The sequence below is a fragment of the Acinetobacter sp. GXMZU3951 genome, from assembly GCF_054457875.1.
Window position 1 is genome coordinate 174,296 of sequence record NZ_JBTLFO010000004.1, and the last position, 23,132, is coordinate 197,427.

At 40.1% G+C, this 23,132-nt stretch carries 26 protein-coding genes; 6 read left to right on the forward strand and 20 right to left on the reverse strand.

Annotated elements, in window-relative coordinates:
• Positions 1-3 precede the first annotated feature (3 nt).
• From ACX17N_RS08560 to csm6, 6 genes are all read right to left on the reverse strand, one after another.
• On the reverse strand, positions 4-1,410 hold the full coding sequence (locus ACX17N_RS08560) for a protein kinase domain-containing protein (RefSeq protein ID WP_458892144.1): 1,407 nt from the start codon (positions 1,408-1,410) through the stop codon (positions 4-6).
• Positions 1,410-2,111: a PP2C family serine/threonine-protein phosphatase gene (locus ACX17N_RS08565; protein WP_458892145.1), complete on the reverse strand. Its 702-nt coding sequence runs from the start codon at positions 2,109-2,111 to the stop codon at positions 1,410-1,412. Before ACX17N_RS08565 ends, ACX17N_RS08560 begins: the two co-directional genes overlap by 1 nt.
• Before the next feature lie 2 nt (positions 2,112-2,113).
• The gene (locus ACX17N_RS08570; protein WP_458892146.1) at positions 2,114-2,794 is read right to left on the reverse strand and encodes a vWA domain-containing protein; all 681 of its coding nucleotides are present in this window, start codon (positions 2,792-2,794) and stop codon (positions 2,114-2,116) included.
• A gap of 163 nt (positions 2,795-2,957) precedes the next feature.
• On the reverse strand, positions 2,958-3,719 hold the full coding sequence (locus ACX17N_RS08575; RefSeq protein WP_458892147.1) for an alpha-ketoglutarate-dependent dioxygenase AlkB family protein: 762 nt from the start codon (positions 3,717-3,719) through the stop codon (positions 2,958-2,960).
• 1 nt (position 3,720) lies between these two features.
• Entirely contained in the window at positions 3,721-4,521 is an 801-nt protein-coding gene (locus ACX17N_RS08580; protein WP_458892148.1) for a hypothetical protein, read from the reverse strand.
• A 182-nt stretch (positions 4,522-4,703) separates the two neighbouring features.
• Complete coding sequence (gene csm6, locus ACX17N_RS08585) at positions 4,704-5,834, reverse strand: CRISPR-associated ring nuclease Csm6 (RefSeq protein WP_458892149.1); 1,131 nt, start codon at positions 5,832-5,834, stop codon at positions 4,704-4,706.
• A 282-nt stretch (positions 5,835-6,116) separates the two neighbouring features.
• Between csm6 and ACX17N_RS08590 the strand changes: the two genes are divergently transcribed.
• Positions 6,117-6,398 (forward strand): DUF4258 domain-containing protein, encoded by a 282-nt coding sequence (locus ACX17N_RS08590; protein ID WP_458892150.1) that lies wholly within the window; start codon positions 6,117-6,119, stop codon positions 6,396-6,398.
• Between the two features lie 187 nt (positions 6,399-6,585).
• Here the strand turns inward: ACX17N_RS08590 and ACX17N_RS08595 are convergent, their stop codons facing one another.
• The 7 genes from ACX17N_RS08595 to ACX17N_RS08625 all read right to left on the reverse strand — a co-directional run bounded on the left by ACX17N_RS08595 (position 6,586) and on the right by ACX17N_RS08625 (position 11,291).
• Complete coding sequence (locus ACX17N_RS08595; RefSeq protein ID WP_458892151.1) at positions 6,586-7,353, reverse strand: alpha/beta fold hydrolase; 768 nt, start codon at positions 7,351-7,353, stop codon at positions 6,586-6,588.
• 141 nt (positions 7,354-7,494) lie between these two features.
• On the reverse strand, positions 7,495-8,370 hold the full coding sequence (locus ACX17N_RS08600; RefSeq protein ID WP_458892242.1) for an MBL fold metallo-hydrolase: 876 nt from the start codon (positions 8,368-8,370) through the stop codon (positions 7,495-7,497).
• The gene (locus ACX17N_RS08605; protein ID WP_458892152.1) at positions 8,370-8,792 is read right to left on the reverse strand and encodes a DUF6691 family protein; all 423 of its coding nucleotides are present in this window, start codon (positions 8,790-8,792) and stop codon (positions 8,370-8,372) included. The genes ACX17N_RS08600 and ACX17N_RS08605 overlap by 1 nt, the downstream gene beginning before the upstream one ends.
• 2 nt (positions 8,793-8,794) lie before the next feature.
• Complete coding sequence (locus tag ACX17N_RS08610; RefSeq protein ID WP_458892153.1) at positions 8,795-9,208, reverse strand: YeeE/YedE family protein; 414 nt, start codon at positions 9,206-9,208, stop codon at positions 8,795-8,797.
• A gap of 89 nt (positions 9,209-9,297) precedes the next feature.
• Positions 9,298-10,047, reverse strand: coding sequence for a zeta toxin family protein (locus ACX17N_RS08615; protein WP_458892154.1), 750 nt, complete (start codon positions 10,045-10,047; stop codon positions 9,298-9,300).
• A 3-nt stretch (positions 10,048-10,050) separates the two neighbouring features.
• Positions 10,051-10,302: a hypothetical protein gene (locus ACX17N_RS08620; RefSeq protein ID WP_458892155.1), complete on the reverse strand. Its 252-nt coding sequence runs from the start codon at positions 10,300-10,302 to the stop codon at positions 10,051-10,053.
• Positions 10,303-10,391: 89 nt separating this feature from the next.
• Positions 10,392-11,291 (reverse strand): LysR substrate-binding domain-containing protein, encoded by a 900-nt coding sequence (locus tag ACX17N_RS08625; protein WP_458892243.1) that lies wholly within the window; start codon positions 11,289-11,291, stop codon positions 10,392-10,394.
• A 102-nt stretch (positions 11,292-11,393) separates the two neighbouring features.
• Between ACX17N_RS08625 and ACX17N_RS08630 the strand changes: the two genes are divergently transcribed.
• Both ACX17N_RS08630 and ACX17N_RS08635 read left to right on the forward strand, forming a co-directional pair.
• Positions 11,394-11,828 (forward strand): CidA/LrgA family protein, encoded by a 435-nt coding sequence (locus tag ACX17N_RS08630; RefSeq protein WP_458892156.1) that lies wholly within the window; start codon positions 11,394-11,396, stop codon positions 11,826-11,828.
• The gene (locus ACX17N_RS08635) at positions 11,825-12,520 is read left to right on the forward strand and encodes an LrgB family protein (RefSeq protein WP_458892157.1); all 696 of its coding nucleotides are present in this window, start codon (positions 11,825-11,827) and stop codon (positions 12,518-12,520) included. The genes ACX17N_RS08630 and ACX17N_RS08635 overlap by 4 nt, the downstream gene beginning before the upstream one ends.
• Before the next feature lie 41 nt (positions 12,521-12,561).
• Here the strand turns inward: ACX17N_RS08635 and ACX17N_RS08640 are convergent, their stop codons facing one another.
• The 7 genes from ACX17N_RS08640 to ybaK all read right to left on the reverse strand — a co-directional run bounded on the left by ACX17N_RS08640 (position 12,562) and on the right by ybaK (position 19,056).
• Positions 12,562-13,320, reverse strand: a complete 759-nt coding sequence (locus tag ACX17N_RS08640) for an adenosylcobinamide-GDP ribazoletransferase (RefSeq protein ID WP_458892158.1) — start codon at positions 13,318-13,320, stop codon at positions 12,562-12,564.
• Positions 13,321-13,322: 2 nt separating this feature from the next.
• Positions 13,323-13,916, reverse strand: a complete 594-nt coding sequence (locus ACX17N_RS08645) for a histidine phosphatase family protein (protein WP_458892245.1) — start codon at positions 13,914-13,916, stop codon at positions 13,323-13,325.
• 10 nt (positions 13,917-13,926) lie between these two features.
• Positions 13,927-14,979, reverse strand: a complete 1,053-nt coding sequence (gene cobT, locus ACX17N_RS08650; protein ID WP_458892159.1) for a nicotinate-nucleotide--dimethylbenzimidazole phosphoribosyltransferase — start codon at positions 14,977-14,979, stop codon at positions 13,927-13,929.
• Positions 14,976-15,497: a bifunctional adenosylcobinamide kinase/adenosylcobinamide-phosphate guanylyltransferase gene (cobU, locus tag ACX17N_RS08655; RefSeq protein WP_458892160.1), complete on the reverse strand. Its 522-nt coding sequence runs from the start codon at positions 15,495-15,497 to the stop codon at positions 14,976-14,978. Before cobU ends, cobT begins: the two co-directional genes overlap by 4 nt.
• On the reverse strand, positions 15,485-16,099 hold the full coding sequence (locus ACX17N_RS08660) for a 2'-5' RNA ligase family protein (RefSeq protein ID WP_458892246.1): 615 nt from the start codon (positions 16,097-16,099) through the stop codon (positions 15,485-15,487). The genes cobU and ACX17N_RS08660 overlap by 13 nt, the downstream gene beginning before the upstream one ends.
• 130 nt (positions 16,100-16,229) lie before the next feature.
• Entirely contained in the window at positions 16,230-18,380 is a 2,151-nt protein-coding gene (gene mtlD / locus ACX17N_RS08665) for a bifunctional mannitol-1-phosphate dehydrogenase/phosphatase (protein WP_458892161.1), read from the reverse strand.
• 208 nt (positions 18,381-18,588) lie between these two features.
• A complete protein-coding gene (gene ybaK, locus ACX17N_RS08670; protein WP_458892162.1) occupies positions 18,589-19,056 on the reverse strand; it encodes a Cys-tRNA(Pro) deacylase in 468 nt (155 codons plus the stop codon).
• A gap of 157 nt (positions 19,057-19,213) precedes the next feature.
• Here ybaK and ACX17N_RS08675 point away from each other — a divergent pair, with 157 nt between their 5' ends.
• Genes ACX17N_RS08675 through ACX17N_RS08685 form a run of 3 tightly spaced genes read left to right on the forward strand, consistent with a single transcriptional unit; the run spans position 19,214 to position 23,003 of the window.
• Positions 19,214-19,864 carry a CDP-alcohol phosphatidyltransferase family protein gene (locus ACX17N_RS08675; RefSeq protein WP_458892163.1) on the forward strand — a complete coding sequence of 217 codons (651 nt, stop codon included), beginning with the start codon at positions 19,214-19,216 and terminating at the stop codon, positions 19,862-19,864.
• 34 nt (positions 19,865-19,898) lie between these two features.
• Entirely contained in the window at positions 19,899-21,653 is a 1,755-nt protein-coding gene (locus tag ACX17N_RS08680; protein WP_458892164.1) for a bifunctional alpha/beta hydrolase/class I SAM-dependent methyltransferase, read from the forward strand.
• A gap of 6 nt (positions 21,654-21,659) precedes the next feature.
• On the forward strand, positions 21,660-23,003 hold the full coding sequence (locus tag ACX17N_RS08685) for a phosphatase PAP2/dual specificity phosphatase family protein (RefSeq protein WP_458892165.1): 1,344 nt from the start codon (positions 21,660-21,662) through the stop codon (positions 23,001-23,003).
• Positions 23,004-23,132 lie beyond the last annotated feature (129 nt).

Genomic DNA, 23,132 nt, shown 5'->3' on the forward strand with positions numbered 1-23,132 from the left:
GCACTACCAAGAGAAACGCCAAAAGAATGAATGCGTTTTTTCACTATTCATTTGCAAAGAAGCATGTGTAATCAAAAGGTCTTTATCACCTTTTTGGTGGTTTTTTAAAATCTGAGGTTTATGTAAAGTATATGATTTTGAGCCATCTACATTTTGGAGGATGGCATGCTCACCTTCTTCAGGTGTAATCTTTAATCCATCATTAGTTAAGGCAATCTTAAACCAAGGCTGACTCTGTTCATTATCAAAAGAACTATGCGATGCATGATAAATAGCCTTCTCTTGCCCTAAACTTAAAAACAATTGCTCAGAACTTGCAAACCAAGGCTGTTCAGCCATCAATGGATCTTGGTCATAGCCCCAATATCTTAAGCGTATATATTCGGTTTTATCTTGGAGAGTATTACAAAATGGGCAATTTAATCGCTGATTAACTATAAAACTACTACGGCAATCTTTTTCCTGACAAAGCAAAACCAAGGACAATGTTCTGTTTAACTCATAATGCCATTCCGCCATGGTCGGGCGGTCATATATGTTTTCTATTAAACGGCTCGATCCAAAACAACGTTGAAATAGATTAAATAATCGTTTATTTAACATTTCAAACACAGGAAAACCTGCTACGGCTATTTCATTTGAGTCATCCTCAACATCAAATACCCAAGGAAACTCCCCTCGAGCGGCTTTTTCTTCGGCAATATCAGGATCTTCATCCTCAACAGCAATTCCATGATTGAACGGATGCGTATGTGTTAATAATTGAAGTGCAATGACTGCAAAAGACCAGGCATCTGTTTGTATATTTGTACCTGTTTCATTGCGAATCAGCTCAGGTGCAGCATAACCTTTGGTATAGAAATGATGTTGATTGGATTGTTCCGCATAATGAATATTATCGGCATCGATTAACCAAACTTGATGATGTTCAATTGAAGTAGATACAAAAATATTCTGAGGAGATAAATCTCCAAAAGCCAAACCTTTACCATGTAGCTTCGCCAAAGTTTCGGCAAGTTCTTTTAAAATGAGTAACCGACGAGAAAAACTACCTGTGTCTCTATACTTGATAATATCAAGTTGCCCTTCTAGGGTGTACATACGCTCTATTTGTGAGGAAAGAGGCTCTAGGCCATCCATGAGTTCCATCACGTAGCCCGTACGATTTTTTAATTGCAATAAACTCAAAGGTAATGCAATTTTTAAATCACGTAGTGGTAAACGCATCACATTTTGAAATTGCTTACGTACTTCTTTTAATTGACCTTCGGAAAGCTTATTTGTGATTTTTACAACCAAGTTCGCATGATCAGTTTTTAAAACAGTACCTTGCCCGCCTTCACCAATCTTTTCTATGAGCGTATAGGTCGCTCCATGAAGATCTTTGACTATTATTTGTTTTGCATCCATTATTTTTTCCAAAAAACTATTCCAATACTTTTATCATCACTGTGTTGAGGTGTTGGCCAGTGAATGAGCTCATGCTGTATATATTTTTTTAATCGCCTTACACTGTGCAATGTCGCTTTTTGAATCAACATGGACGTAAAGAGTTGTTCATTCAATAAATCTTCACTAATACCATCAGTCATTAATATGATGCCGTGGTTTGGGTCGGTTAAATTAATTTCTTTATAAGACCAATCATCCCATTTTTTGGAATACCCTAAGGCATTGGTCTGATTACTAAATAAATCATCAGACTTCACACCTACATGACCAAAACTGTCTGATTGATAATAAATAGCACCGTCTCCCAACTGAAACAGGCGCACATTTCCCTGACGATTTCCCCAAGCAAATAAACAAGTTGTGGCTGCATCAGTAGGTAAAATATTTTTGTCTTTCAGCAGTTTTAGCCAGTACATGTATATTTTCTTCGCCACTTCTTTCTCAGCTAAAGAAAAATCACAATGCTTCAAAACTTCATAGACTGACTGACAGGCTAAGGATGAACCAATATGAGATAGAGGCTTAGAGCCCATACCATCACACACTGCAATGCACCAGTTGTTCTTCCAAAACCGGTGCATGACAGCATCTTGATTCATTTTTTTTTCACGCAGATTGCGTGGACCAATCACTGAAATGGAACATAGGGATAAATACACAATTAAAAATCACTCAGATCCAATTCATCATCTGGTAATTTCGAAAAGTCTACTGTAGGAAGTTGATTAGGTGTATTGCTCTGAGATCGACTACTAACACTCATACTGACAACTCTAAAGAAACGGTGTATCTCTTTTGCATTATGTGCTTCAAATACTTCCGTCGCTTCTAAATCATTCACAAATGCCTTTAACATGTTTTTATCAGCACCTGCACCTATGGCCATTGCCATACGCGATGCCTTTTGTGCTCTGTCAGAATTTTTCAACTTATTAAAAGAAGATTCCCAATTGTCTGTGGGAATACCATCAGAAATCAGAATAATCGTTGGCTTGTAAGCACGACTAGGAATAATTTCTTTATTTTCAATCATCTCTAAGGCCAACTCAAAAGCACCACCCATTGGTGTTCCACCTGAAGCAACCAAATCATTTGTTTGATTAATTTGCCATGCAGGTGTTAAAGGCACATTCACCTCAGCTTTTGAACCACCAAAAGTAATGATAGAAACCTGAATTTCAGCATTTAAACGACTTTCTTGAGATAACGTACTGAGGAAATCTTTTAAGGCAGCATTGAGTGCGCCAATATTATTATCCTGTGTCATGCTCCCACTTACATCAGCCAATATAATGACTGGTAAAGGTCGTGCTGTTGCTACAGCAAATTGTTGCATTACCATTTTAATTTCCCCCTCTCACTTATTTAAAATTAGCTTCGCACAAATTTATTTATCATTTATTCTGAATTATATGATTTTTATCACAGAAAAATCAAACATTTACATATATCTTTTAGTCTAATTTCGATATATAACAGTTTCTCAAACTGAGAAACCAAATTGATTAATCATAGATCAGCCTAAAAGTAAGATTGAATCTAGAACTCAACACTTTTTTCCGTTTAGGTACAGCATGTTCCCAAAAATGCTGCATTTCACCAGACATAATCAACAAGCTACCGTGTTGTAATGGTACCGTAAATTTAAGCTGGTGATCATCTTTATGACGTACTTGAAAATCTCGAGTTTCTCCAAAATTCACAGAGGCAATCGTCGGATTTTTACCAAGCTCTGGCTCATCGTCTGTATGCCAATTTAAATAGTCTTCACCAGTTCTATACCAATTCATTAGCACACTATTGAATTGTGTACCTGCGACCCTTTCAATTTGCTCTTTGATATACAGTAAGCCTTTATTCCATGGATTCGGCTGTGACAAAATACCTGAATATTTATAAGCCTTACCCTCATCCCCATACCAACTGGTTAATCTAGGTAATGGAATTTTTTTCCCATATAAATGGATATAATCCTGTTTCCAAAAAATATTTTTGAATTGGATTTTTTTAAAGTCTTCCACTTGAATTGCACTCCAATCTACTTGCTTCAGATCATAAGTGTCATTTTCCAAAAAATACTCTACTGAACGATCACCAATTTTTTGAGGGAAAAACTGAGGTGCGTAGAATAACGCACCATTCGGAATCTGAATAATAAAACCTTGACGTGACTCATCCCATTGACTTGAACACCCATCAACTTCAGGTAACGCGAATGAAAGCGTCTTCATCTGGTTTTCAATTATTGCATCAAATAAATCATTCATTTTAGTGAATCTCAATTTTCAGACAAAAGTAAACGTGATTCATATTCTTGGCATCAGTGAATTGCTTAAATTGTTCATAAGTAATAGATAAATTTTCACCCTCTTGTAGTTTGATACTTAATAGGGCGTTATATAATGACTCTAGCCGTGCAGTTCCCCCATAACAGTTACGATCGTTACTCACTGCAATAATATAATGCTTGCCACCTTGCTCTAAAATTTTATTAAACAATTCAAATTGATCAAAACCCTCAATATCCAAGATATTAGAAAAAATATGCACATTCATTTTTTCAGGATCGATCTCTAAATCATCTGATATAACATCATCCAATTTTTTCTCAACTGATCGAATTGATATATTTGGCAATTTACACGTTATTAAACCCTCTGCACGGGTTAATGCGATCTGTGAAGGTTCTATCAATGTCAGTTTCTTTACTTGTTCTTGAAAACCTAATGTATTCTCTAATAAGAGTAAAGTTGCCAAACCCTGACCACAACCATAGTCATAAAAATGAATCGGTTCACCATTATTACCACTTAACATATCGATAATGTTCGGAACTACATAGTCCCATTGACGTTGAACCATTAAGCCATACGAATATAGATATTGATTCAATAAATCTTGACGATGGATCGTTAAGCGACCTCGATCCAGCTCATCACGCTTATCACTATCAATACCCGCAAAATTACGTAAGGTTTGGAAATCTAAGTTAGAGGCAGTCAAAGTTTTGTTCTGAATTGCATGAAGAACTAAATCATTATGTACCGTATTCATTGCTAAATGGTTCATCTCTGTACCCTGTAAATTTCTAATTTATGGGTAAATGTTAGAGAAAATCCTATTAAAACTTTTCATTCTGGAAGCTTATGCCCCAAATACAGTCTGCAACTATCTAAATGCCTAAAATACGATTATTCGATCCATAAGTATTCATAAATCACCGTAAGCTTACGATTGCCACTAAATCACTATTAGATCACCCTATCTTTAAAGTGATTAATAATCGCGATTTGTTCCTTCTCAATCGGCAAATAAAAAGGAGCACTTCTCGCATTCTGTTTTGGCATAATTCGAGCCGTTAGCTCATTGCCTAATTGTTTCGCTAACTGTTTTTTAAGCTTAGACTTCGTACTATCAAAAAAGTCCTTCGTCACTTCTATCGTACTATCACTATCTTTTAACTCATCATAATGAAGCAAATATTCTTCAGTTAGTTCTTGAATATAAACCTGTTCGGCAGGACTCATTTCGCCTTTATGAGAACCAGTAGGTGCTTTAATACCTGCTTTCCCCTGCATTTTATTGTCTGCGAACCACATAAGCATTGCCATTTCTCGAGGTGGTAATTCAACCCTGGATGAATCATTAATTTTGATATAACGTTGAGTTATATTAATTTCCAAACATATCGGCTGATTGACCTGATTAAGTTGTTCAATGACATCTGAAAACGTATAGTTTTCCATTTTCAATGGATGTGTATCAGGTAAAGTGTTTCTCAAACGAACAAAAGGAATATTTGCTAAAAAGACTTTCGCATGTTGAGCATTCAAATGTTCTTGTGAATTGTATTTGCCAACATAATGCTCATAGGGTGTTGGATAGTAAAAGTTCGTTGCAAACTCAAACTCTTCTGATACTAAAATATGAGACATACTATCCTGCGCTCTGCCGTATAACGATAGTGCATATCCTGCATAGAACCCCATCGTCTTGCGTCCACCAGCAATCGACACATGTACGCTAGAATTTTCCTCATCTGTAAAAAGCTTAATTAAACGGCACGTTTCATTCGCTGCTAGTTCATTATCATCCAAATTTTTAAGGTCTTCTATTTCTTCACCATCACGACTAATGACATGAAGTGTGGAATCATCAAATTTGATATTGGGTAAATGAAAATCCTGAAGAAACTTTTCAAAAATTCCATCATTAAACAACCGTGATCTAATCTGAATTTTACCTTTTGCAGTCGTCAGCACATGGATTTCAGTGGGCACCCATTTATCAGTAAGCTCTGGATCAACTGCCAAGGCATATAAAGTTTCAGTAATGATCTGAGGTGTCATTCCCGTAACTAAAAATAAGATATTCTTTTGCATACAGTTCTGCTCTCTAACTATGAACTATTCTTTTTTCAGCTATTACTTAACTTCTAATATTAGATTAACTTAATTAGAAAGCTTTTCTTAACCTTTTATTGCCTTACCAAGTAAAGTTGAAACAAAAACTCTGAATATTTTTAAATTTCAACTTAAATAATAACTCGCATACTTTATTAAAATGGCTTGTCGTAAGCTTGTAAAACCATTCTTAAAATTGGCGTTTCGCATATATTTCATTGTACACAGTTTGATTTAAGGACGGATACAATGACTATCTCTATGAACTTTGAACAATTAAGCTTAGGGTTCAGTAAGCATGCTGTGAAAAGATCTTCACAACGAGGTATCAAACCAAGACACGTTGCTAATATCTTGAAATTCGGACGAAAAAAATACCCAAATGGTGCTGTTTATTACAGTATAGGTAGAAGAGAAGTTGATAAATACAAGAGTATTTGTCCTGGTCTAAAAGAAATGAATGGTATGCACCTAGTAACCTCATTAAATGGTGCTGTCATAACACTGCTTAGAAATAAAGATTTTCGATTGATAAGATATTGATAATAAAACGTTTACAAGAGTTACAATTTTAGTTAACTCTTCATAAGAGTTACAAAATTAGTTAAAAAGTAATTAACTAAAACCATGGATAAAAAACTATATCTAATTGATTTATATATTTTTCATTAGTAACAACTTTAGTTAAGTGAACGGCGACCTTGAATAAACAAGGCCGCCGTAATGCATTTTATGAATTTAGATAATTAGAGAGCTCTAACATAACTTCAGAAGTTTTCTCTGCGTGTAACCAATGCCCAGCATTTATGATTTCTTTAACTACAGCATTTGTAAATTGCTGTTGAATAGCCTCAAAATGTTCTGGCTGTTGAATATATGTAGATTGACCACCACGCAAAAACAACGCAGGCTTTGGATAAGGCTCAATATCTTTCCATGCCAAGACTTCCGCATAGTTTTGAAAAATAGCATTCAAATTAAAGCGCCATTGACCCTGATTGAATGATTTCAATAAAAACTGAATCACAGCATCCTCAGCAATAAATTGCTTCATAATCACTGTTGCTTGCGATCTAGATGGTGGTGAAGCTTCCTGAACAGCAAATAATGCTTTAAAAATCTGTTCGTGATGGCTCTCACGGTATGCAAATGGAGAAATATCCAGTACAACCAATTTATGTATGCGTTCTGAGGCTATAGCTGCAAGCTTCATACAAATTTTTCCACCCATTGAATGACCAATGACAGAAAAACGATCAATAGTCAGATGATTTAAAGTTTCTAATACATCTTGTGCCATAACATCATAATTCATAATGTCGCTATGTGCTGATAATCCGTGGTTTCGCACATCAACCTGAATAATTGTATGTTTTGTATTTAAACCGCGTGCAAGCATTCCAAGATTACTTAAGCTACCAAATAAGCCATGAATTAACACTATTGGCTCTAAATCGCTTTGTTCAACTGATTGCTCTATTTGATAATTAAGAATCATAATGCCCTTTTCCGAAATTTTTATATATAGTGTATTTTTCTTGTTTAAGAATCAATAAATTTGCTTAGGCTATTTTAATATAATAAAAAATCCCAGTAATTTTAGAGAATTAGAGGGATTTGCAAAACCAATAAATTAAGGTTATTTCGATTTAAAGTAATTAAATGGGATTTTCAGATAGCGAGCACCATTTGCCTCAGGTTCTGGAAATTTTCCTGCATTCATATTAATTTGAATCGAAGGCAAAATCAGTTTAGGCATGGCCAAGGTCGCATCACGTTGATGGCGCATCTGCACAAACTCAGCCTTTGCTGTGCCGCTATGAATATGAATGTTTTTTTGTTTCTGCTCAGCAATGCTAGACTCGTAAACGTAATGATCACGACCTTCGGGTAGATAATCGTGACATAAAAACACGCGGGTATGATCGTCTAGTGCATAGAGTTTTTGCACGGAATCAAACAGCATTTCAGCACTGCCTTTTGGGAAATCACAACGCGCTGTACCATAATCAGGCATAAATAATGTGTCACCGACAAAAACAGCATCACCAATCATGTAGCTTAAACATGCTGGCGTATGTCCAGGTGTCGGAATATTGTAGGCATCTAGCTCACCAATACTAAAATGCTCACCATCTTTAAATAAATAATCAAAAGAGCGCGTAGCGTTATCATATTTAAGATCAATATGATAAATCGTACTAAATGTGTCCTGCACAACCGAAATTTTTTCGCTCATGGCCACTACCCCACCGACTTTCTCTTTTAAATATTGTGAAGCAGTCAAATGATCGGCATGCACATGGGTTTCTAAAATCCATGCTACGCTTAGGCTATTTTTCTGGATATAAGCAATGATTTCATCTGCCGATTGAGTATTTGTCGTCGCGGATGCCGCATCATAGTTCAACACACTATCAATAATTGCGCATTGCTGGCTGGAAGGATCACTAACGACATAACTAAATGTATTGGTTTCTTTCTCAAAGAATGCCTTTACAACAGGCTGATTTATCATAATTTTTCTCCAAGTGTTTTGTTATATAAAATAACCCCTACAGCCATCGCAACAATAAAATAGAAGGCCTGATAATGTCCTAAACCGATTAAAGTCAAGCTTGGCGCAGGACAAATACCCGCGAGTCCCCAACCTATGCCAAAAATAGCACTTCCCGTTAATAATTTAGGATCTAATTTGGTATTGGTCGGCAACAAAATCGGTTCTTTAAATACGGTTTTTGGAGCTTTCTGTTTAGATAGAATCTGAAATGGGATAAATGCAATCGCAATCGCACCGATCATTACAAAGGCTAAACTTGCATCCCATGTTCCAAATACGTCAAGGAAATTTAATACCTTTTCTGGATTGGCCATGCCGGAGAACATCAGACCAACCGAGAATAAGCCACCAAAAATAAAGGCAAATACATTTTTCATTTTTAGGCTCCCACAATATGACGCATTACAAATACGGTGACTGCACCGGCAAACATAAAGGTTAAGGTGGCAAAGATGGAGCGTTTAGAGAGGCGGCTAATCCCGCAGATCCCATGTCCACTTGTACATCCCGAGCCTAAGCGTGTACCAAAGCCGACCAGCAAACCCGCCAGAATCATGATCATTGGTGAACTTTCTATTTGAATATTCGGCTGTGTAAAAGCACCATAAACAAATGGGACAATGATTAATCCTAATAAAAACCAAATTGCAGGCGTACTGAACAGTGTTTTAGGACTTAAAACTTGGGAAATTAAACCACTTATACCAGCAATACGACCATTGACCCACAAATAACCCACAGCAGAAACACCCAACAGTGTTCCACCGATGAAAGCTGTTAAATAGTCATGCATTTCGTGTGATCCAATTAAAACATTATATGTTTTTATAATATGTTTATTTGCAAATTATTCAAGTGCATATTTGTACAATATTCTCGCACTCATCTTTCAAATTCAGTCAGCACCCTTTCTACAAACCACTTAGGCAGTTCATCTAAAGCGGGATTAATTTTTAAAACTTCGGCATTTTCAATTTCAGCAATAAAGACGGCTGTTTCACCATTGGATGAATTATCAAAGAAATAGGTTCGATCGCTAGCATCTACGGCCTGCATTAATAATTGCATACTTCTCACGTAGCGCTCTCGGATTTTCTGTTCGGGTACGCCATGCCCGCCTTGACTGACTCTGTATTGCACACGGGCAATGTTAATCTCTGGGTCGACCGTTGACACATAATAAAGATATGTCCGATAACCTTGTTGTTTGGCCGCTTGTAGAAACTCCACTTTGGAAATATGCGACATCACTGTTTCAAAGGTGAAACTGATTTTTAAACCTAAGAATTCAAGCCGAATGTAATCAATAATCCGCGCACACAAATAGGAATCGATTTCGCTTGTCTCAAACTGCATACGTTGTGCTGTGATCAGCTGCGGAGGTGCTGTTAATAATGGCACTAAACCTATTGCTGTTGGTCGTTGTTTTTGTTGTAAAAATTCTAATAAATTGATGGCTAATAAAGCCGGATGATAGCGATTTAAATCCAGCTGAGACGTGGCTTTTAACTCCGACTCTAACTCATCTGCATTTAAATAGGCCCCAATATGATGCGGCAATAAGTAGTCTTTTACTGTACTTTTCCCAGAACCATTTGGACCAGCAAACATTCGGATTCTAGGTTTTGGCATGAATTAGACCGTTGCCGCGTGTTTTTTGCGCTTTAAGGTTTTCGGTAATTGGCCAATATTCACATAGGCTGAAGATAAGTCCTTCAATACTTCCTCATGACCATCTACATGATGTTGAATCATCTGATGGTTTTTCACATACACCACATTTGACACGGCGCATGCTTGCTGGAAAGCACGTCGAAATGCATGAGCAGCCAATTTAGGGATCATCTCATCTTCATAGCGACTTATTTTCATGACTGGATACGACATAGGTTACGTACTCCATCCGTATAGAAGGGTTTGTCTTCATATTAACATATTCAATGCTGCTGTCTATTTATCCAATAACACTCCCCCCCCTAAAAGTGGATGCTCTCTAGATGATCTTCAATAATATTCAGCCACGCGCGGGTTGCAGGTGTCATGCTGACCGTACTATTCCATGCCATTTTTAGATTCCAGTTAATTTTCGGCTCGGTAAGCAAGGCTATATGAAATTCATCTTGATTAAGGCGTTCACAGTAGGCTTGTGGCAATAAGGCAATTCCCACATTAGACTCGACCAGTTTGGCAATAAAGTCCCACTGACTACTACGACAAACCACTTTAGGCTCAAAACCTACAGATTGTGCGGCCTGAAGTATCACATTATTTAGGGTAAAGGTGTTGGCATACAGTAAGAAGGATTCTTCCTTCAGCTCAATTAAGCGAACTTCGTGTTTTCTACGCCAATGGGCATTCTTTTTCGCCAATAGACAAATCGGTGAGTTGATAATTTCAAAACCGCTCAATAAAGGCTTTAAATCGCCCATAATTACGCCGGCATCAACTTCTTTACGATAAATCGCTTCTTCGATGCCTGTCGCCCCGACTTCTAAAAAGTTCAGCTCTATATGCGGATATTGATTATGAAACTTGGCAATCACGGTACTTAACATCATGGCTGCCAAAGGAGGTAATCCAATAGTCAGCTTGCCTTTCTTCAAGCCTCTGACTTGAGTCACTGTATCCAGAATACGCTGCTGCTCGTTTAAAATAACCAAGGCATGTTCATAAACTTGCTGCCCGACATAGGTAAGCGCCACACCTCGCTTACGCCCTGCTTCTCCTTTATGGAGTAATGCAACCCCCAGCTGCTCTTCCAAGCCGCGCATCGACTTACTAATGGTCGGTTGGGTTAAATTAAGCTGCTCTGCTGCAACCGTAAAACTTTGTGTTTCTACAAGGGTAACAAAGATTTGCAGGCTTTTAATATCCACACAAACATTCCAAATTTGCATAATAATTTTTTTATTATTCATAATTAACTTTTTGGGTCAATTCTACAATAGCACCAAGTTGTTTGGTTTATTACGCAGATTATGACTTCTCCCAGTGATATAAAATTTAAATACGCCCTTAAAGTCATTGCTCAGCTAGGCGTGTTAATTGGACTTTGGTGGCTCAGTCATTTTATTCAGGTGTTCTTTCAACTGCCGCTTTCCGCGGGTGTAATCGGGCTGATTCTGCTTTTATTCGCTTTAATGACGGGAATCATCAAACTGATTTGGATTAAAGCGGGTGCAGATTTTATTCTGACCGAGCTGGTGCTGATGTTTATTCCCTGCGTCGTCGGCTTAGTAAAGTACAAACACCTGTTCCTGACTCAAGGTTGGCAACTCATCCTTGCTGTGGTATTTGGTACCATCTGCGTGATGGTTATGACGGCGTACAGTGTATATTTTGGTTTTAAACTAGAACGTAAATTACAACAGAGACAATTGAGCCGCCATAGCAAAAAGGAAATCCACATATGAACCTAACGGCGCTGTTTTGCTTTGTTGCAACCATTGCGGGTTATATCGTCGCGAAAAAAATCTATCGTCGCTTTCCGTATATGCTGCTTTCTCCAGCCATACTGGTGCCTTTTGTGCTGATTGTAGTGCTATTGGGTTTCCATATCTCCTATGACACCTATATGACCGATAATCACTGGATTGTCTGGATGCTTGGACCCGCAACCATTGCTTTTGCGATTCCTATTTATGAATACCGTCAGTTGATTCGGGAACATCTGTTTTCTATCAGTCTTGGGATTGTCATCGGAATGTGTGCTGGCGTGATGAGTGCCTTCTATTTAGCACAACTGTTCCATTTTGACAGCCAAACGACTTATAGCCTCATGTCACGCTCAATTTCAACACCATTTGCCATGGAACTCACCTCTCATATTGGTGGTTCGGTCGAACTGGTGATTTTATTTACCATGATTACAGGCATTGTCGGTGTGCTATTCGGTGATTTGGTTCTATTGTTGCTTAGGCTAAATTCTGTATTTGCCCAAGGCGCATCTTTAGGCAATGCCGCCCATGGTTTCGGTACCAGTAAGGCATTTATGCGCCATCATGAGGAAGGTGTGATTGCGTCTTTGACCATGGTGCTGGCAGGCGTTTTTATGGTGATTGTCGGGCCAAGTTTGATTCATGCCGTTATTCACTATTTGGCATAAAGACAAGGTTATTCCAGCGATCAAAAATCATTAAGGTCTTGTTAAAATAGCGGGGTGAATGTCAAATAATGTAATGCAATGACCCAGACTAATACACCAATGGTCTCGGAAATTTCAATACTTGCCCCAATCGTATCTCCTGTAATGCCGCCAATGCGTTGCAGGAATTTAATACGAAGATACATCAGCGTGCATATAAAGGCCAAAGTCACCATTAACCCAAGCCAGCCAAAATACAGCATCATGCTAAGTGAAATGCCCACCACCCACCAAGCACGGCGTTTAGGTAAATGCAGTGCAATACTGCGACCTAAACCTTGCGCGCGCAAATAAGGCGTGGTTAAAAATAGAACCAAAGGAGCAATACGTGCCAAAAATGGAAAAATCAGTAATGCCAAACTGCTCTGGGTCTGAAGTAGCACATACAGTGCTGACCATTTCAACCCACAGACCATTAATAAACTCAACACCCCTATCGGACCACAACTGGGGTCTTTCATAATTTTAAGGGTGCGTTCTTTGTCTCCAAATCCTCCGACCCAAGCATCAGCGGTATCGGCCAAACCATCAAGGTGCAATCCACCTGTTAGCCAAATCCAAATAACCAAAATCAGACTGGATGCTAAAGCTATCGGCAACCCTGAAAGTACCAGCGCTGCAAGATACAAAACCACACCAATGATCAGCCCCACCGCAGGATAAAACAGAATTGAATAGGCATTCTGTTTCGCTGTTGGCATCTGTTTTAATTGAATCGGGAATGTAGTTAGAAATTGTAACGAAATCAAGAATGGCGTCATCGCTACTCCCCTAAGACCAAGCGTTGTTGTTCAGTATCCCAAAAAAAGGCGTTTAACTGTCCCAGTTCTGCGGTCATTTTCAAAAGATCATTTAGTGGTTGAGCCAAGGCAATGCATTTCAGCAACTTAATGACTCCGCCATGGGTCACCAGCAAAGCACGGTGCTGTTGCTGCATCTGCATCTGCTGTTGAATATTGGTGAGTGCTCGGCTGACTCGTTGTTGGAACTGTTGCATGCTCTCTGCATTCGGCAATGTCGTTTGCATCGGCTGTTGCCAGAAATCGGACAACAACTCTGGGAACTGCTGATAAAGCATTACTATTGACTGTCCCTCCCAATCGCCAAAATGCATTTCTTGTAAATTAGGGTCCAGTTTAAGCGGTATCTGTTGCTGATGTGCTAGCTGCTCAGCAAAGAGACGACAGCGTTGTAACGGCGAAGAAAAAATCATGTCCCAATGCGGATCACCAGATTGATCGATACTACGCTGCATTTGCTGCCAGCCTAATGGTGTTAAGGCATCATCTAGTGAACCCCTCAGAGTATGGCTCAGTTCACTTTCTCCGTGCCGTAGCAGATCAATCTGTAGTTTCATCATGAGGGCTCTATATTTTCTCACCAATTACAGCGGCTTCAGCAAAGGTTGCCATTTGATTATGAAGGCTGCATGCCAGCTTAATAATTCCTAAAGCAGCCCCCGCACCACTGGCTTCACCTAGGCGTAAATTCAATTTTAAAATAGGTTCTGCATGTAATTCTTGTAATAGGCGTTGATGTCCATATTCGGCTGACTGATGTCCAAACAACATCCATGCACGTACAGCTGGATTTAACTTTACCGCAACCAATGCTGCTGCCGTACTGATAAAACCATCAACCACCATGGCTAAACCTAACTGGGCACAGCGGATATATGCTCCCACCATCGCTGCAATTTCCAATCCACCCACTGCGCATAAGGCTTTAAAGGCATCCTCTTGAACAGCATTACGATGTAACACGATGGCTTGATCAATCACATGCTTCTTATGCGCCAATTGTTCCGCACGAATGCCTGTCCCCACACCGGTCAATTGCTCTGCGGGTTCATTCAATAACAAACAAGCCAACGCTGAAGCAGAACAGGTATTACCAATCCCCATTTCACCGGCAACATAAATTGAAGCACCAGCCGCTACGGCACGTTCAACGCTCTGTTGACCCAGTGCCATAGCTTGCAGACATTGCTGCTCGGTCATAGCGGCTTGTTTGGCAAAATTGGCTGTTCCTGGTGCAATACAGTGCGTTTCTACCAGCGGATATTGATAGGCTTCACCTACCGTACCGCAGTCAATGACTTGAAGCGTAGCCGCGTACTCTTTGGAAATCACACTAATACATGCTCCACCCGTGGTGAAATTCAAGAGCATCTGCCGCGTAACTGCCTGCGGATAGGCTGAGATATTCTCCGCCATGACGCCATGATCCCCCGCAAAGATACAAATCCACGGCGTATTAATGTTCGGTTGTTCTGTTTGCTGCAAACTCGCCAGCAAAATTGCGATACGCTCTAATTCCGACAAAGAGCCAGTCGGTTTAGTCAACTGTAATTGACGGGCTTCTGCACGTTGTTGCATTTCAGTATTCGGCTGTTTACACGCTGCTAACCACCAACTCACGTTTGCTCTCCTTTTAATTGCATGGATAATCCTGCGACACAAAACAGGACTTTATGGGCGATGTGGGCCAATTGCTGATGTAATCGCCCTGACTCATCTACAAATGTACGACTTAATGCTCCAAGCGGCACAACGCCCAAACCAGTTTCATTACTCACCATCACAATTTCTGACTGTAATTGCGGTAAAATCTCGAGAAGTTTTTGTATTTGCTGCTGAAACAAGGATTGATCATCGGCCAAAAGCAAATTTGTCATCCATAACGTCAGACAATCAATCAAAATTAATTGCTGAGGAGCATCAATCGCGAGTAGACGATCTGCCAAATACAGCGGCTCTTCACTCAGTAGCCAATGTGTAGGACGTTGTGCCTGATGATGCGCTATCCGCGACTGCATTTCTGCATCTAAGGCTTGTGCTGTGGCAACATAATGAACCATTAAACCTGAATCCTGAGCAATTTTTTCAGCGAGACGACTTTTGCCCGAACGTGCACCGCCTAATATCAGTTGCAACATACTTCACCTAACGTAACAGTCTGAAGAGAATATAAAGGCCCTTGTAAGACCTGAGCTTGATAATAGCCAAAATTCAGCTGAGTAATCTCTATCTCAAAGGCATGGCTTTTAAAGGAGGCTATTTTGTCTAATATGGTCTGACTTGGAAACGCGGCGTTATATAACCCCAAAGTAATATGCGGACAATACGTTAACGCTGCGATTTCATCACTAAACTGCGCACATTGCGTGCGAATTGCACTCAAAACTCCATCAGGATCTTGTACCTCTAAAAACAAGGCACTATGAAAGCTATTGACCTGCGCGATTGTTAGTTTGAATGGACTCGGCTGTTGTAATTTTAATTGTGCCTGTTGTTGTTGAAACTGAGCGAATGTGAAGTCATCATCACGGCTCATGCCCTCTTTTGCTAAAAACCCACATACAAACAGGGTGATATGAAATTGTCGCTTATTCGGCAACAGCAAAAAATCAGAAAAATAATCCCGAACTTGATTAAGATACAAAATCAAGTCGGGATCTTGCAACTCGATATACCACAAGGCAAAGTGTTCCCGACCATGATGCCATTCTGGATAATCACGGCGCTGTGTAGGAACCACTTGGCTTGTAGACGTTAAAAACACAGGGTTAAATCGCTTGATGCTAAAAGCGCTATTAAAACACGTTATTTCATGCAGTTATGTAGGGTAACCTTTAGAAATATTCAGTTTGACCTGAAAATAATTCAAATTATGCGCAATCTGCAGAGAAGGTTTGCACATAATGCTGAATTTCACGGGGTTGAAACTGTTCGGGCCGCTGTAACAGATAGCTCAGCCCTTGTTTTAATTGCAACAAAAGCGCTTGTTGCTGCGATACAGGAAGCAATAACATCTCGACTTCCTGCCGCATAGCTAGCAGCACATCCTCGAGTGCCACTTGATCTTGCCTATGCGCATAGGCATAGCCCATGATTGCCCCTGCAAGAAGCTGATCATACGCCTTTCCACTTGCTAATTGCTGTTGCAATGAGGCCAAAACACGTTCTGTTCTCTCTAATTTGCGTAGAGGATCTCGCGCGACACGGCTACAAGGGTCTTTAAAGGCAAAACGGCAGGAATCCATAAAACTTTGAGTTAGGCGCTTTAAATCTGCCTCTCGATGCGGAAGCTGCTGTAACAGTCCGCTTTTAACCTGAGTCAGTACAGCTTGCGTAAACTGCTGAATCCGCATGTCGCCCATGGCTACACCTATACTTTCATGACCCAGCAAACTGGCATACCATGCCATCATGGCGTGTGTGCCGTTCCACAAGCGGTTTTTGATGAGCTGAATTTCAGAAATATCATCCACCAAAATCATTTGCCGCATTTTACTCAGTAATGGACTTTGATTCTCTACATAGATGGGCATGTCCAGTTCTGCATGAAATAGGATTAAATCCATGCTTTGCAAAATATGGCTAGGCTGGAAGTTACGACGCAAGTCTTCAATATATACAGAGGCCTGATGCTCCTGAGTGGAGCTTAATTTAGTACTTTCCTCGATATCTACACTGTCTGCACTATCAGTATCTGCCTCTTCCTGAAACTGCTTAAAAATACTGTATTTGATTTTTAATTGCCGATAGAGATTTTTCTCACTTAACTTAGACACCATACGGTTCACCACCGTATCACAGAAATAATGCTGCTGTAGAATCTGCTCGGTAATTCCCACACTGGTCAACTCATTCAAGGATTTGCGCAATTCATCCATAAACAACTGCTTTGCATTGACCTTGTTTAGAATAATTAAGAGTGTTAAAGGCTCTTTGGCTGATCCATTTTGTGAGATATGGCGTGCATAAAGGCCTTTCGCCATCATTTTTAATTCATGTTGCAATGCACTTTCGGGTAAACAAACCGCAATCAGGCTTGATTCCACATACATCTCGGTCATTTGCAGTTCATCATCTGCATCAATTACCGACATATTATTAATGTGTTCATCGTAAGAGATTTGTCCATAGCGAATACAGTATCCACCAAAAGCATTCACTGCTTCTCGAAACAAACTATTGCGTGTCGATGCAATCAAACGCTTGGGGCGGGTATAACCATCCCAATGTGACAAAATCTGCGCCAAGTATCCACCACCAATCGCACCAAAACCATGAATCCCAACCGTGAGCTGATTCAATGTTTGCGGGAAAGTATCCTGTAACTGAGGCAAGTCTTGCTTACTGGTATAACAATCTAAATCTGCCAAGCAGTCATACATGCATTCATAATAATAATTGGCTTTGCCTCGCATATTGGCATTCGCGGGCTTAATGTCTTTGAGCAAGATCGTAATGCCGTTAGCCTCATAGGCTGAAGTCACGCCATTTTCTGAATCTTCAAACATCAAACAATGTTCGGGCTTTAAATTAAGCTTTTCTGCGGCAGTGAGAAAAATCTCAGGATGTGGTTTACCTTTTTCGACTTCATCACCACAAACCACTACATCAAAGAATTTATAAACATTGGCATTAATTAAGTATTCTTCTGCAATAGCACGTCGACTGGAGGTCGCAACCGCCATGCGTAAGCCAGACTTTCTTAACCGCTCTAAAACCTGCACCAGCCCTTTTTTAATAGGTACGCCATGAGTGCGGACAGACTCTAACTCCAGTTCATCTGCCCGTTTACGGATTTCGGCATACGGAATATCTGTACCATAAGTTTTCTGTGCTAAGGCATGCGCGGTTTTGGCACTCAGTCCTAAACATGCCATCAGGTAATCATTTGAAAATGCTTGACCTATCAATTCTTGAGATGCCTGTTTCAAGGTTTGAAACCGAAGCCGCTCAGTATCAAACATTGTTCCATCCATATCAAAAATTGCACCCAAAATCACATCATCATGAAATTTCAGCATTTATGCTCCTCAAATTATTGTTATGTACAGCTTTTAGCCTAATCAAAAAAATAACCTTGGAGCAGAAATGACACGATATGAAATAATATTGATTAATAATTAATCTAAAACTTAAACAATAGGCTATTTTTTGTGTTTTTTATTAAGCTTAATGTTAATTCATGTAAGCAAATCTGTTGATTAATCAGTCAATCAATACTTCTCGGCTTTATTCATCAATAACATCTGCAAATATTGCCCCCAATACTTCAGCTAAATCTTGCGGTGCCAAGCCAATATCCAGACCACGCTTACCGCCACTGACATAAATTTTCGTTAAACTTTGAGCACTACGATCAATGACGGTCTTTAGTCGTTTTTTCTGCCCGATTGGGCTAATTCCGCCAACCAAATATCCCGTTAATCTTTCAGCATCTTTAGGGTCTGCCATATGCAATTTTTTTGCCCCAACGGCTGTCGCAACTTTTTTTAAATTTAATAAATGATGAACAGGTAAAACCGCAACGTAGTAATTTTTATCATCGGTCACCAATAGCGTTTTAAATACTTCTTCGACCTTGAGATTCAATTTTTCAGCCGCCTCAAGACCAAAACTTTTCGCATTGGCATCATGTTCATATTCATGAATAGAAAAATCAATTTTTTTACTTTTAAGTAATTTACAAGCTGGTGTCATCTACTGGGAGCTCTTCAATAAATTAAACCAATTATAGGCATTTCAGGCTTAAATTGTGAAAGATGCTTAGGCTATTTTATTTTAAAATTCACACTACTTGAATTCAACTTCCTGAAATGAGTACAATTTAGCCAGAATATGATACTTAAAAATAAACATGCCTTCGATCTATCAGCTTAAACCCGCTTTTCAAAATTTATTACGCCCCATGGTTCGTGGCTTATATCACCGTGGTGTAACGGCGAATCAAGTCACCGTATTGGCGATGTTTATTTCCGTATTTTTAGCAGCTTATCTTGGATATGTTTTTCATTCTTCCCCGACTGCATCGGCATGGTATTTCATCAGCATTCCCGTTTGGATGCTTATTCGTATGGCCTTTAATGCGATTGACGGTATGTTGGCGCGTGAATTTCAACAGCAATCTAAATTGGGGGCTTATCTAAATGAATTATGTGATGTTATTTCAGACACGGCGCTCTATTTGTGCTTTATTGTGCTTAGCTTTATTTCAACCCCACTCGTTTTATTGACCATATTTCTCGCGATTGTGAGTGAATATGCAGGCGTAATGGCGCCTTTAATTGGGCAAGAGCGCCGTTATGATGGCCCGATGGGTAAAAGTGACCGCGCTTTTTGGTTTAGTCTATTGGCAATTCTGTTTGTCGCCAGCCCTTATTGTGCTGACTTTGTCACGGAACAACATCTCACCTATATCGGCAATGGCCTATTAACGTTCATCATCCTCTTATTGCTTGTGACCATTTATAACCGTATACATCACGCTATTCAAAATACGACAAATTAATTCATTATATTGATCATTTTCAGGACTATAAAACATGCATCACAAGAATAGTCAGCACCATTTTATTAGCCATGATGGCGAAGCTATATTTTACCAACACTGGGCAGCCACCAATCATGCCGAGAAGAAAGCGATTGTGATGTTCCACCGAGGGCATGAGCACTCAGGACGCATGGCGCATTTGGTTGAAGAATTAGGATTGCCCGATTTTGATTTCTTTGCATGGGACGCACGTGGACACGGCGACTCCCCAGGTGAGCGTGGTGATGCACCAAGTTTTTCTGCGTGCGTCAAAGATATTCAATATTTTATCCAACATATTGAACAAAACTATGCCATTCCCTCTGAAAATATTGCCATTATCGGACAGAGTGTAGGCGCTGTGTTGGCTGCGACATGGGTGCATGACTATGCCCCTAAAATTCGAGCCCTGTGTTTAGCCTCACCTGCATTTGACATTAAACTGTATGTACCTTTTGCCAAAACGGGATTAACGTTACTCAGAAAGTTAAAAGGCAATTTCTTTATTCAGAGTTATGTAAAAGCCAAAATGCTGACGCATGACCCTGAACGTGCACAGCAATATGAACATGATCCTAAAATTGCACGTGCCATCTCAGTCCGAATGCTGCTCGGGCTTTATGATGCCGCAGAACGACTGGTCAAAGATGCGCAAAATATTTATGTTCCCACGCAAGTCTTGTGTTCAGGTTCAGATTTTGTGGTGCAGCAAAAACCCCAATATGAATTTTATGAGCGCTTATCTCATCCCAATAAAGAGTTCCATATTCTAGAAGGTTTTTATCACGATACCTTGGGCGAAAAAGACCGTGCTATAGCGATTCATAAAATCAAACGCTTTATTCAACAGTGTTATGCCACACCATACCAAGCCCCCGCTGTGCTGAATGCCGATAAAATTGGTGCAAGCTGCTCTGCGGCTGAACAGTTTAGCCAGCCTCTACCTGAAAAGTCGCTCAAACAAATGTTTTGGAGTCTGACTCAGCGTCAACTTAAGTTTGGCAGCTTGTTTTCTATCGGGCTTAAAATTGGTGAACAAACTGGATATGACTCTGGAAGCACCTTAGACTTTGTCTATCGCAATCAACCCGAAAGTCAAAATCGATTGGGGCAACTAATCGACCACCACTATTTGAATGCCATCGGTTGGCGCGGCATCCGTATCCGTAAGCAACATATTGAACAGCTTTTACAAAAATACGCGCAGCAATTAGTCAAAAAGCGCAAGCCTGTACGAATTTTGGATATTGCCTCGGGCCATGGACGCTACATTCTGGATGCAGTTACACAACTCCCGAAACGCCCCGAGTCAATTTTGCTGCGCGACTATAGCGAGCTGAATGTAGAAGCCGGAAGAAGTTTAATTGATGAGCGTGGTTTAGGTGATATTGCAACCTTTGTACAAGCAGATGCCTTTGATACAGAATCTTTAGCCAATATTAAACCGAAAGCGACACTGGCTGTGGTGTCCGGACTTTATGAGCTGTTTAGCGATAACAACCTGTTACGTCAGTCTTTGGCTGGATTAAATAAAGCCCTGTTAAAGGATGGTTATTTAATTTATACCGGGCAAATCTGGCATCCACAGCAGGAATTCATTGCACGCGCCCTAACTTCCCATCGTCAGGGTGAAGCATGGGTCATGCGGTTACGTGCGCAAGCCGAAATGGATGCGCTGGTCGAACAAGCAGGATTTAAAAAAATTGATCAGTGTATTGATGAATATGGCATTTTCACTGTGTCTGTTGCACAGAAAATCGAGTCTTAGCCATCCATGCTTAAACTAGATCATCAGGCAGGTACGTGGCTATGGGGGCTGCTCTGCCTAATTTTTTTAGCCCCATTTTTCTTTCTCAGTTATGGTTTTGCCAATCACTATGCTGCGGGACTCATCGATGTGCCCAGTATTGTATTCTCTTGGGAAAAGTATATTCCTTTATGGCCGTGGACGATTGTGCCTTATTGGTCGATTGACCTGTTTTATGGTCTCTCTTTGCTGTTGTGCTGGAATAAATTTGAACTTCGCCAACATGCCTTCCGTTTATTTTCAGCTCAACTGATCTCGATTAGCTGCTTTTTATTGTTCCCGCTGAAATTCAGTTTTGAACGCCCCGAATTACACGGATTCTTTGGCCTGTGGTTTGATATCCTTATGGGTTTTGACAAGCCATTTAACCAAGCCCCATCCTTACATATCGTCCTGCTGATCATTTTATGGGATTTCTATGCTCGCCATATCAAACCTAGCGCTCGTTGGCTGGTACATCTATGGTGTAGCCTGATTGGCATCTCGGTCTTAACCACTTGGCAACATCATTTTATCGATATCCCTACAGGAATTTGGGTCGGTGCATTCTGCTTATGGCTATTCCCATTACAAGGAAAATCTCCATTTCAAGCCCAATCCATGCAGTATAAAACCGTCAAGCATTTAAAACTTGCCGGTTATTACTTGTTTGCTTCAGCGGTATTAACCTGTATCGCGGCTTATTTTCAGGGCTGGGCACTATGGCTCACTTATCCTGCCAGTAGCTTCTTACTGGTCGCCACGGCGTATGCTCTCAACCGATTTCATTTTTTCCAGAAGCAAGCTAATGGCAGCATGACCTTGGCTGCATGGATCTTGTTTGTTCCTTATTTTGCCCTCGCCAAACTCAACAGCCGGATCTGGACACGCTCGCATCAAAAAGACAGCTTGGTACTTGAAGTCAATCAAACTTCCATTTTTTTGGGACGCATCCCGTCCTCAATACAGGCACAACACTATGAAGCCTTATTGGACTGTTGCGCAGAACTTCCCCTGACTCCACGACAAACCTACCAGCAAGCTTTAAGTCTAGACCTAATTCCTTTACAGCCGCAGCAATTGGCCAATGGCGTATTGGCTCTCAATGAATTAATCCAACACAAGCCGAGTAAAATTCTGATTTTCTGTGCTTTGGGCTATTCACGTAGTAGCAGTATATTAGCAGCATGGCTACTCTATACCCAGCAAGCCCATCATGTAGTAGAGGCCGTGCAAATAATACACCGTGCCCGCCCGTGGATTGTCTTAAACAGCGCACAACTCGAAGCCTTAAACACTTATCAAGCAGAATACTTAAAGGCAAAATTATGAAACTACAGCTTGTCGCAAAGCTATTGCGTAATACCGATGGCATACGCAATTCTGGCTATGTCGCATTCAGCTTGTCTATATTCGGCTATTTTTTTATGCATGGTATTCGGTCTGGCTTTATCTCAGCCT

Bases quoted from the DNA above. Each gene is read 5' to 3' on its own strand.
- csm6 (WP_458892149.1), bottom strand. From the start codon at position 5,834: ATGCAAAAGAATATCTTATTTTTAGTTACGGGAATGACACCTCAGATC.
- ACX17N_RS08675 (WP_458892163.1), top strand. From the start codon at position 19,214: ATGCCTTCGATCTATCAGCTTAAACCCGCTTTTCAAAATTTATTACGC.
- ACX17N_RS08680 (WP_458892164.1), top strand. From the start codon at position 19,899: ATGCATCACAAGAATAGTCAGCACCATTTTATTAGCCATGATGGCGAA.
- ACX17N_RS08580 (WP_458892148.1), bottom strand. From the start codon at position 4,521: ATGAACCATTTAGCAATGAATACGGTACATAATGATTTAGTTCTTCAT.
- ACX17N_RS08630 (WP_458892156.1), top strand. From the start codon at position 11,394: ATGACTTCTCCCAGTGATATAAAATTTAAATACGCCCTTAAAGTCATT.
- ACX17N_RS08570 (WP_458892146.1), bottom strand. From the start codon at position 2,794: ATGGTAATGCAACAATTTGCTGTAGCAACAGCACGACCTTTACCAGTC.
- ACX17N_RS08635 (WP_458892157.1), top strand. From the start codon at position 11,825: ATGAACCTAACGGCGCTGTTTTGCTTTGTTGCAACCATTGCGGGTTAT.
- ACX17N_RS08560 (WP_458892144.1), bottom strand. From the start codon at position 1,410: ATGGATGCAAAACAAATAATAGTCAAAGATCTTCATGGAGCGACCTAT.
- ACX17N_RS08640 (WP_458892158.1), bottom strand. From the start codon at position 13,320: ATGACGCCATTCTTGATTTCGTTACAATTTCTAACTACATTCCCGATT.
- ACX17N_RS08620 (WP_458892155.1), bottom strand. From the start codon at position 10,302: ATGTCGTATCCAGTCATGAAAATAAGTCGCTATGAAGATGAGATGATC.
- ACX17N_RS08590 (WP_458892150.1), top strand. From the start codon at position 6,117: ATGAACTTTGAACAATTAAGCTTAGGGTTCAGTAAGCATGCTGTGAAA.
- ACX17N_RS08615 (WP_458892154.1), bottom strand. From the start codon at position 10,047: ATGCCAAAACCTAGAATCCGAATGTTTGCTGGTCCAAATGGTTCTGGG.
- cobU (WP_458892160.1), bottom strand. From the start codon at position 15,497: ATGTTGCAACTGATATTAGGCGGTGCACGTTCGGGCAAAAGTCGTCTC.
- ACX17N_RS08685 (WP_458892165.1), top strand. From the start codon at position 21,660: ATGCTTAAACTAGATCATCAGGCAGGTACGTGGCTATGGGGGCTGCTC.
- mtlD (WP_458892161.1), bottom strand. From the start codon at position 18,380: ATGCTGAAATTTCATGATGATGTGATTTTGGGTGCAATTTTTGATATG.
- ACX17N_RS08645 (WP_458892245.1), bottom strand. From the start codon at position 13,916: ATGAAACTACAGATTGATCTGCTACGGCACGGAGAAAGTGAACTGAGC.
- ACX17N_RS08605 (WP_458892152.1), bottom strand. From the start codon at position 8,792: ATGAAAAATGTATTTGCCTTTATTTTTGGTGGCTTATTCTCGGTTGGT.
- ACX17N_RS08610 (WP_458892153.1), bottom strand. From the start codon at position 9,208: ATGCATGACTATTTAACAGCTTTCATCGGTGGAACACTGTTGGGTGTT.
- ACX17N_RS08575 (WP_458892147.1), bottom strand. From the start codon at position 3,719: ATGAATGATTTATTTGATGCAATAATTGAAAACCAGATGAAGACGCTT.
- ybaK (WP_458892162.1), bottom strand. From the start codon at position 19,056: ATGACACCAGCTTGTAAATTACTTAAAAGTAAAAAAATTGATTTTTCT.
- ACX17N_RS08595 (WP_458892151.1), bottom strand. From the start codon at position 7,353: ATGATTCTTAATTATCAAATAGAGCAATCAGTTGAACAAAGCGATTTA.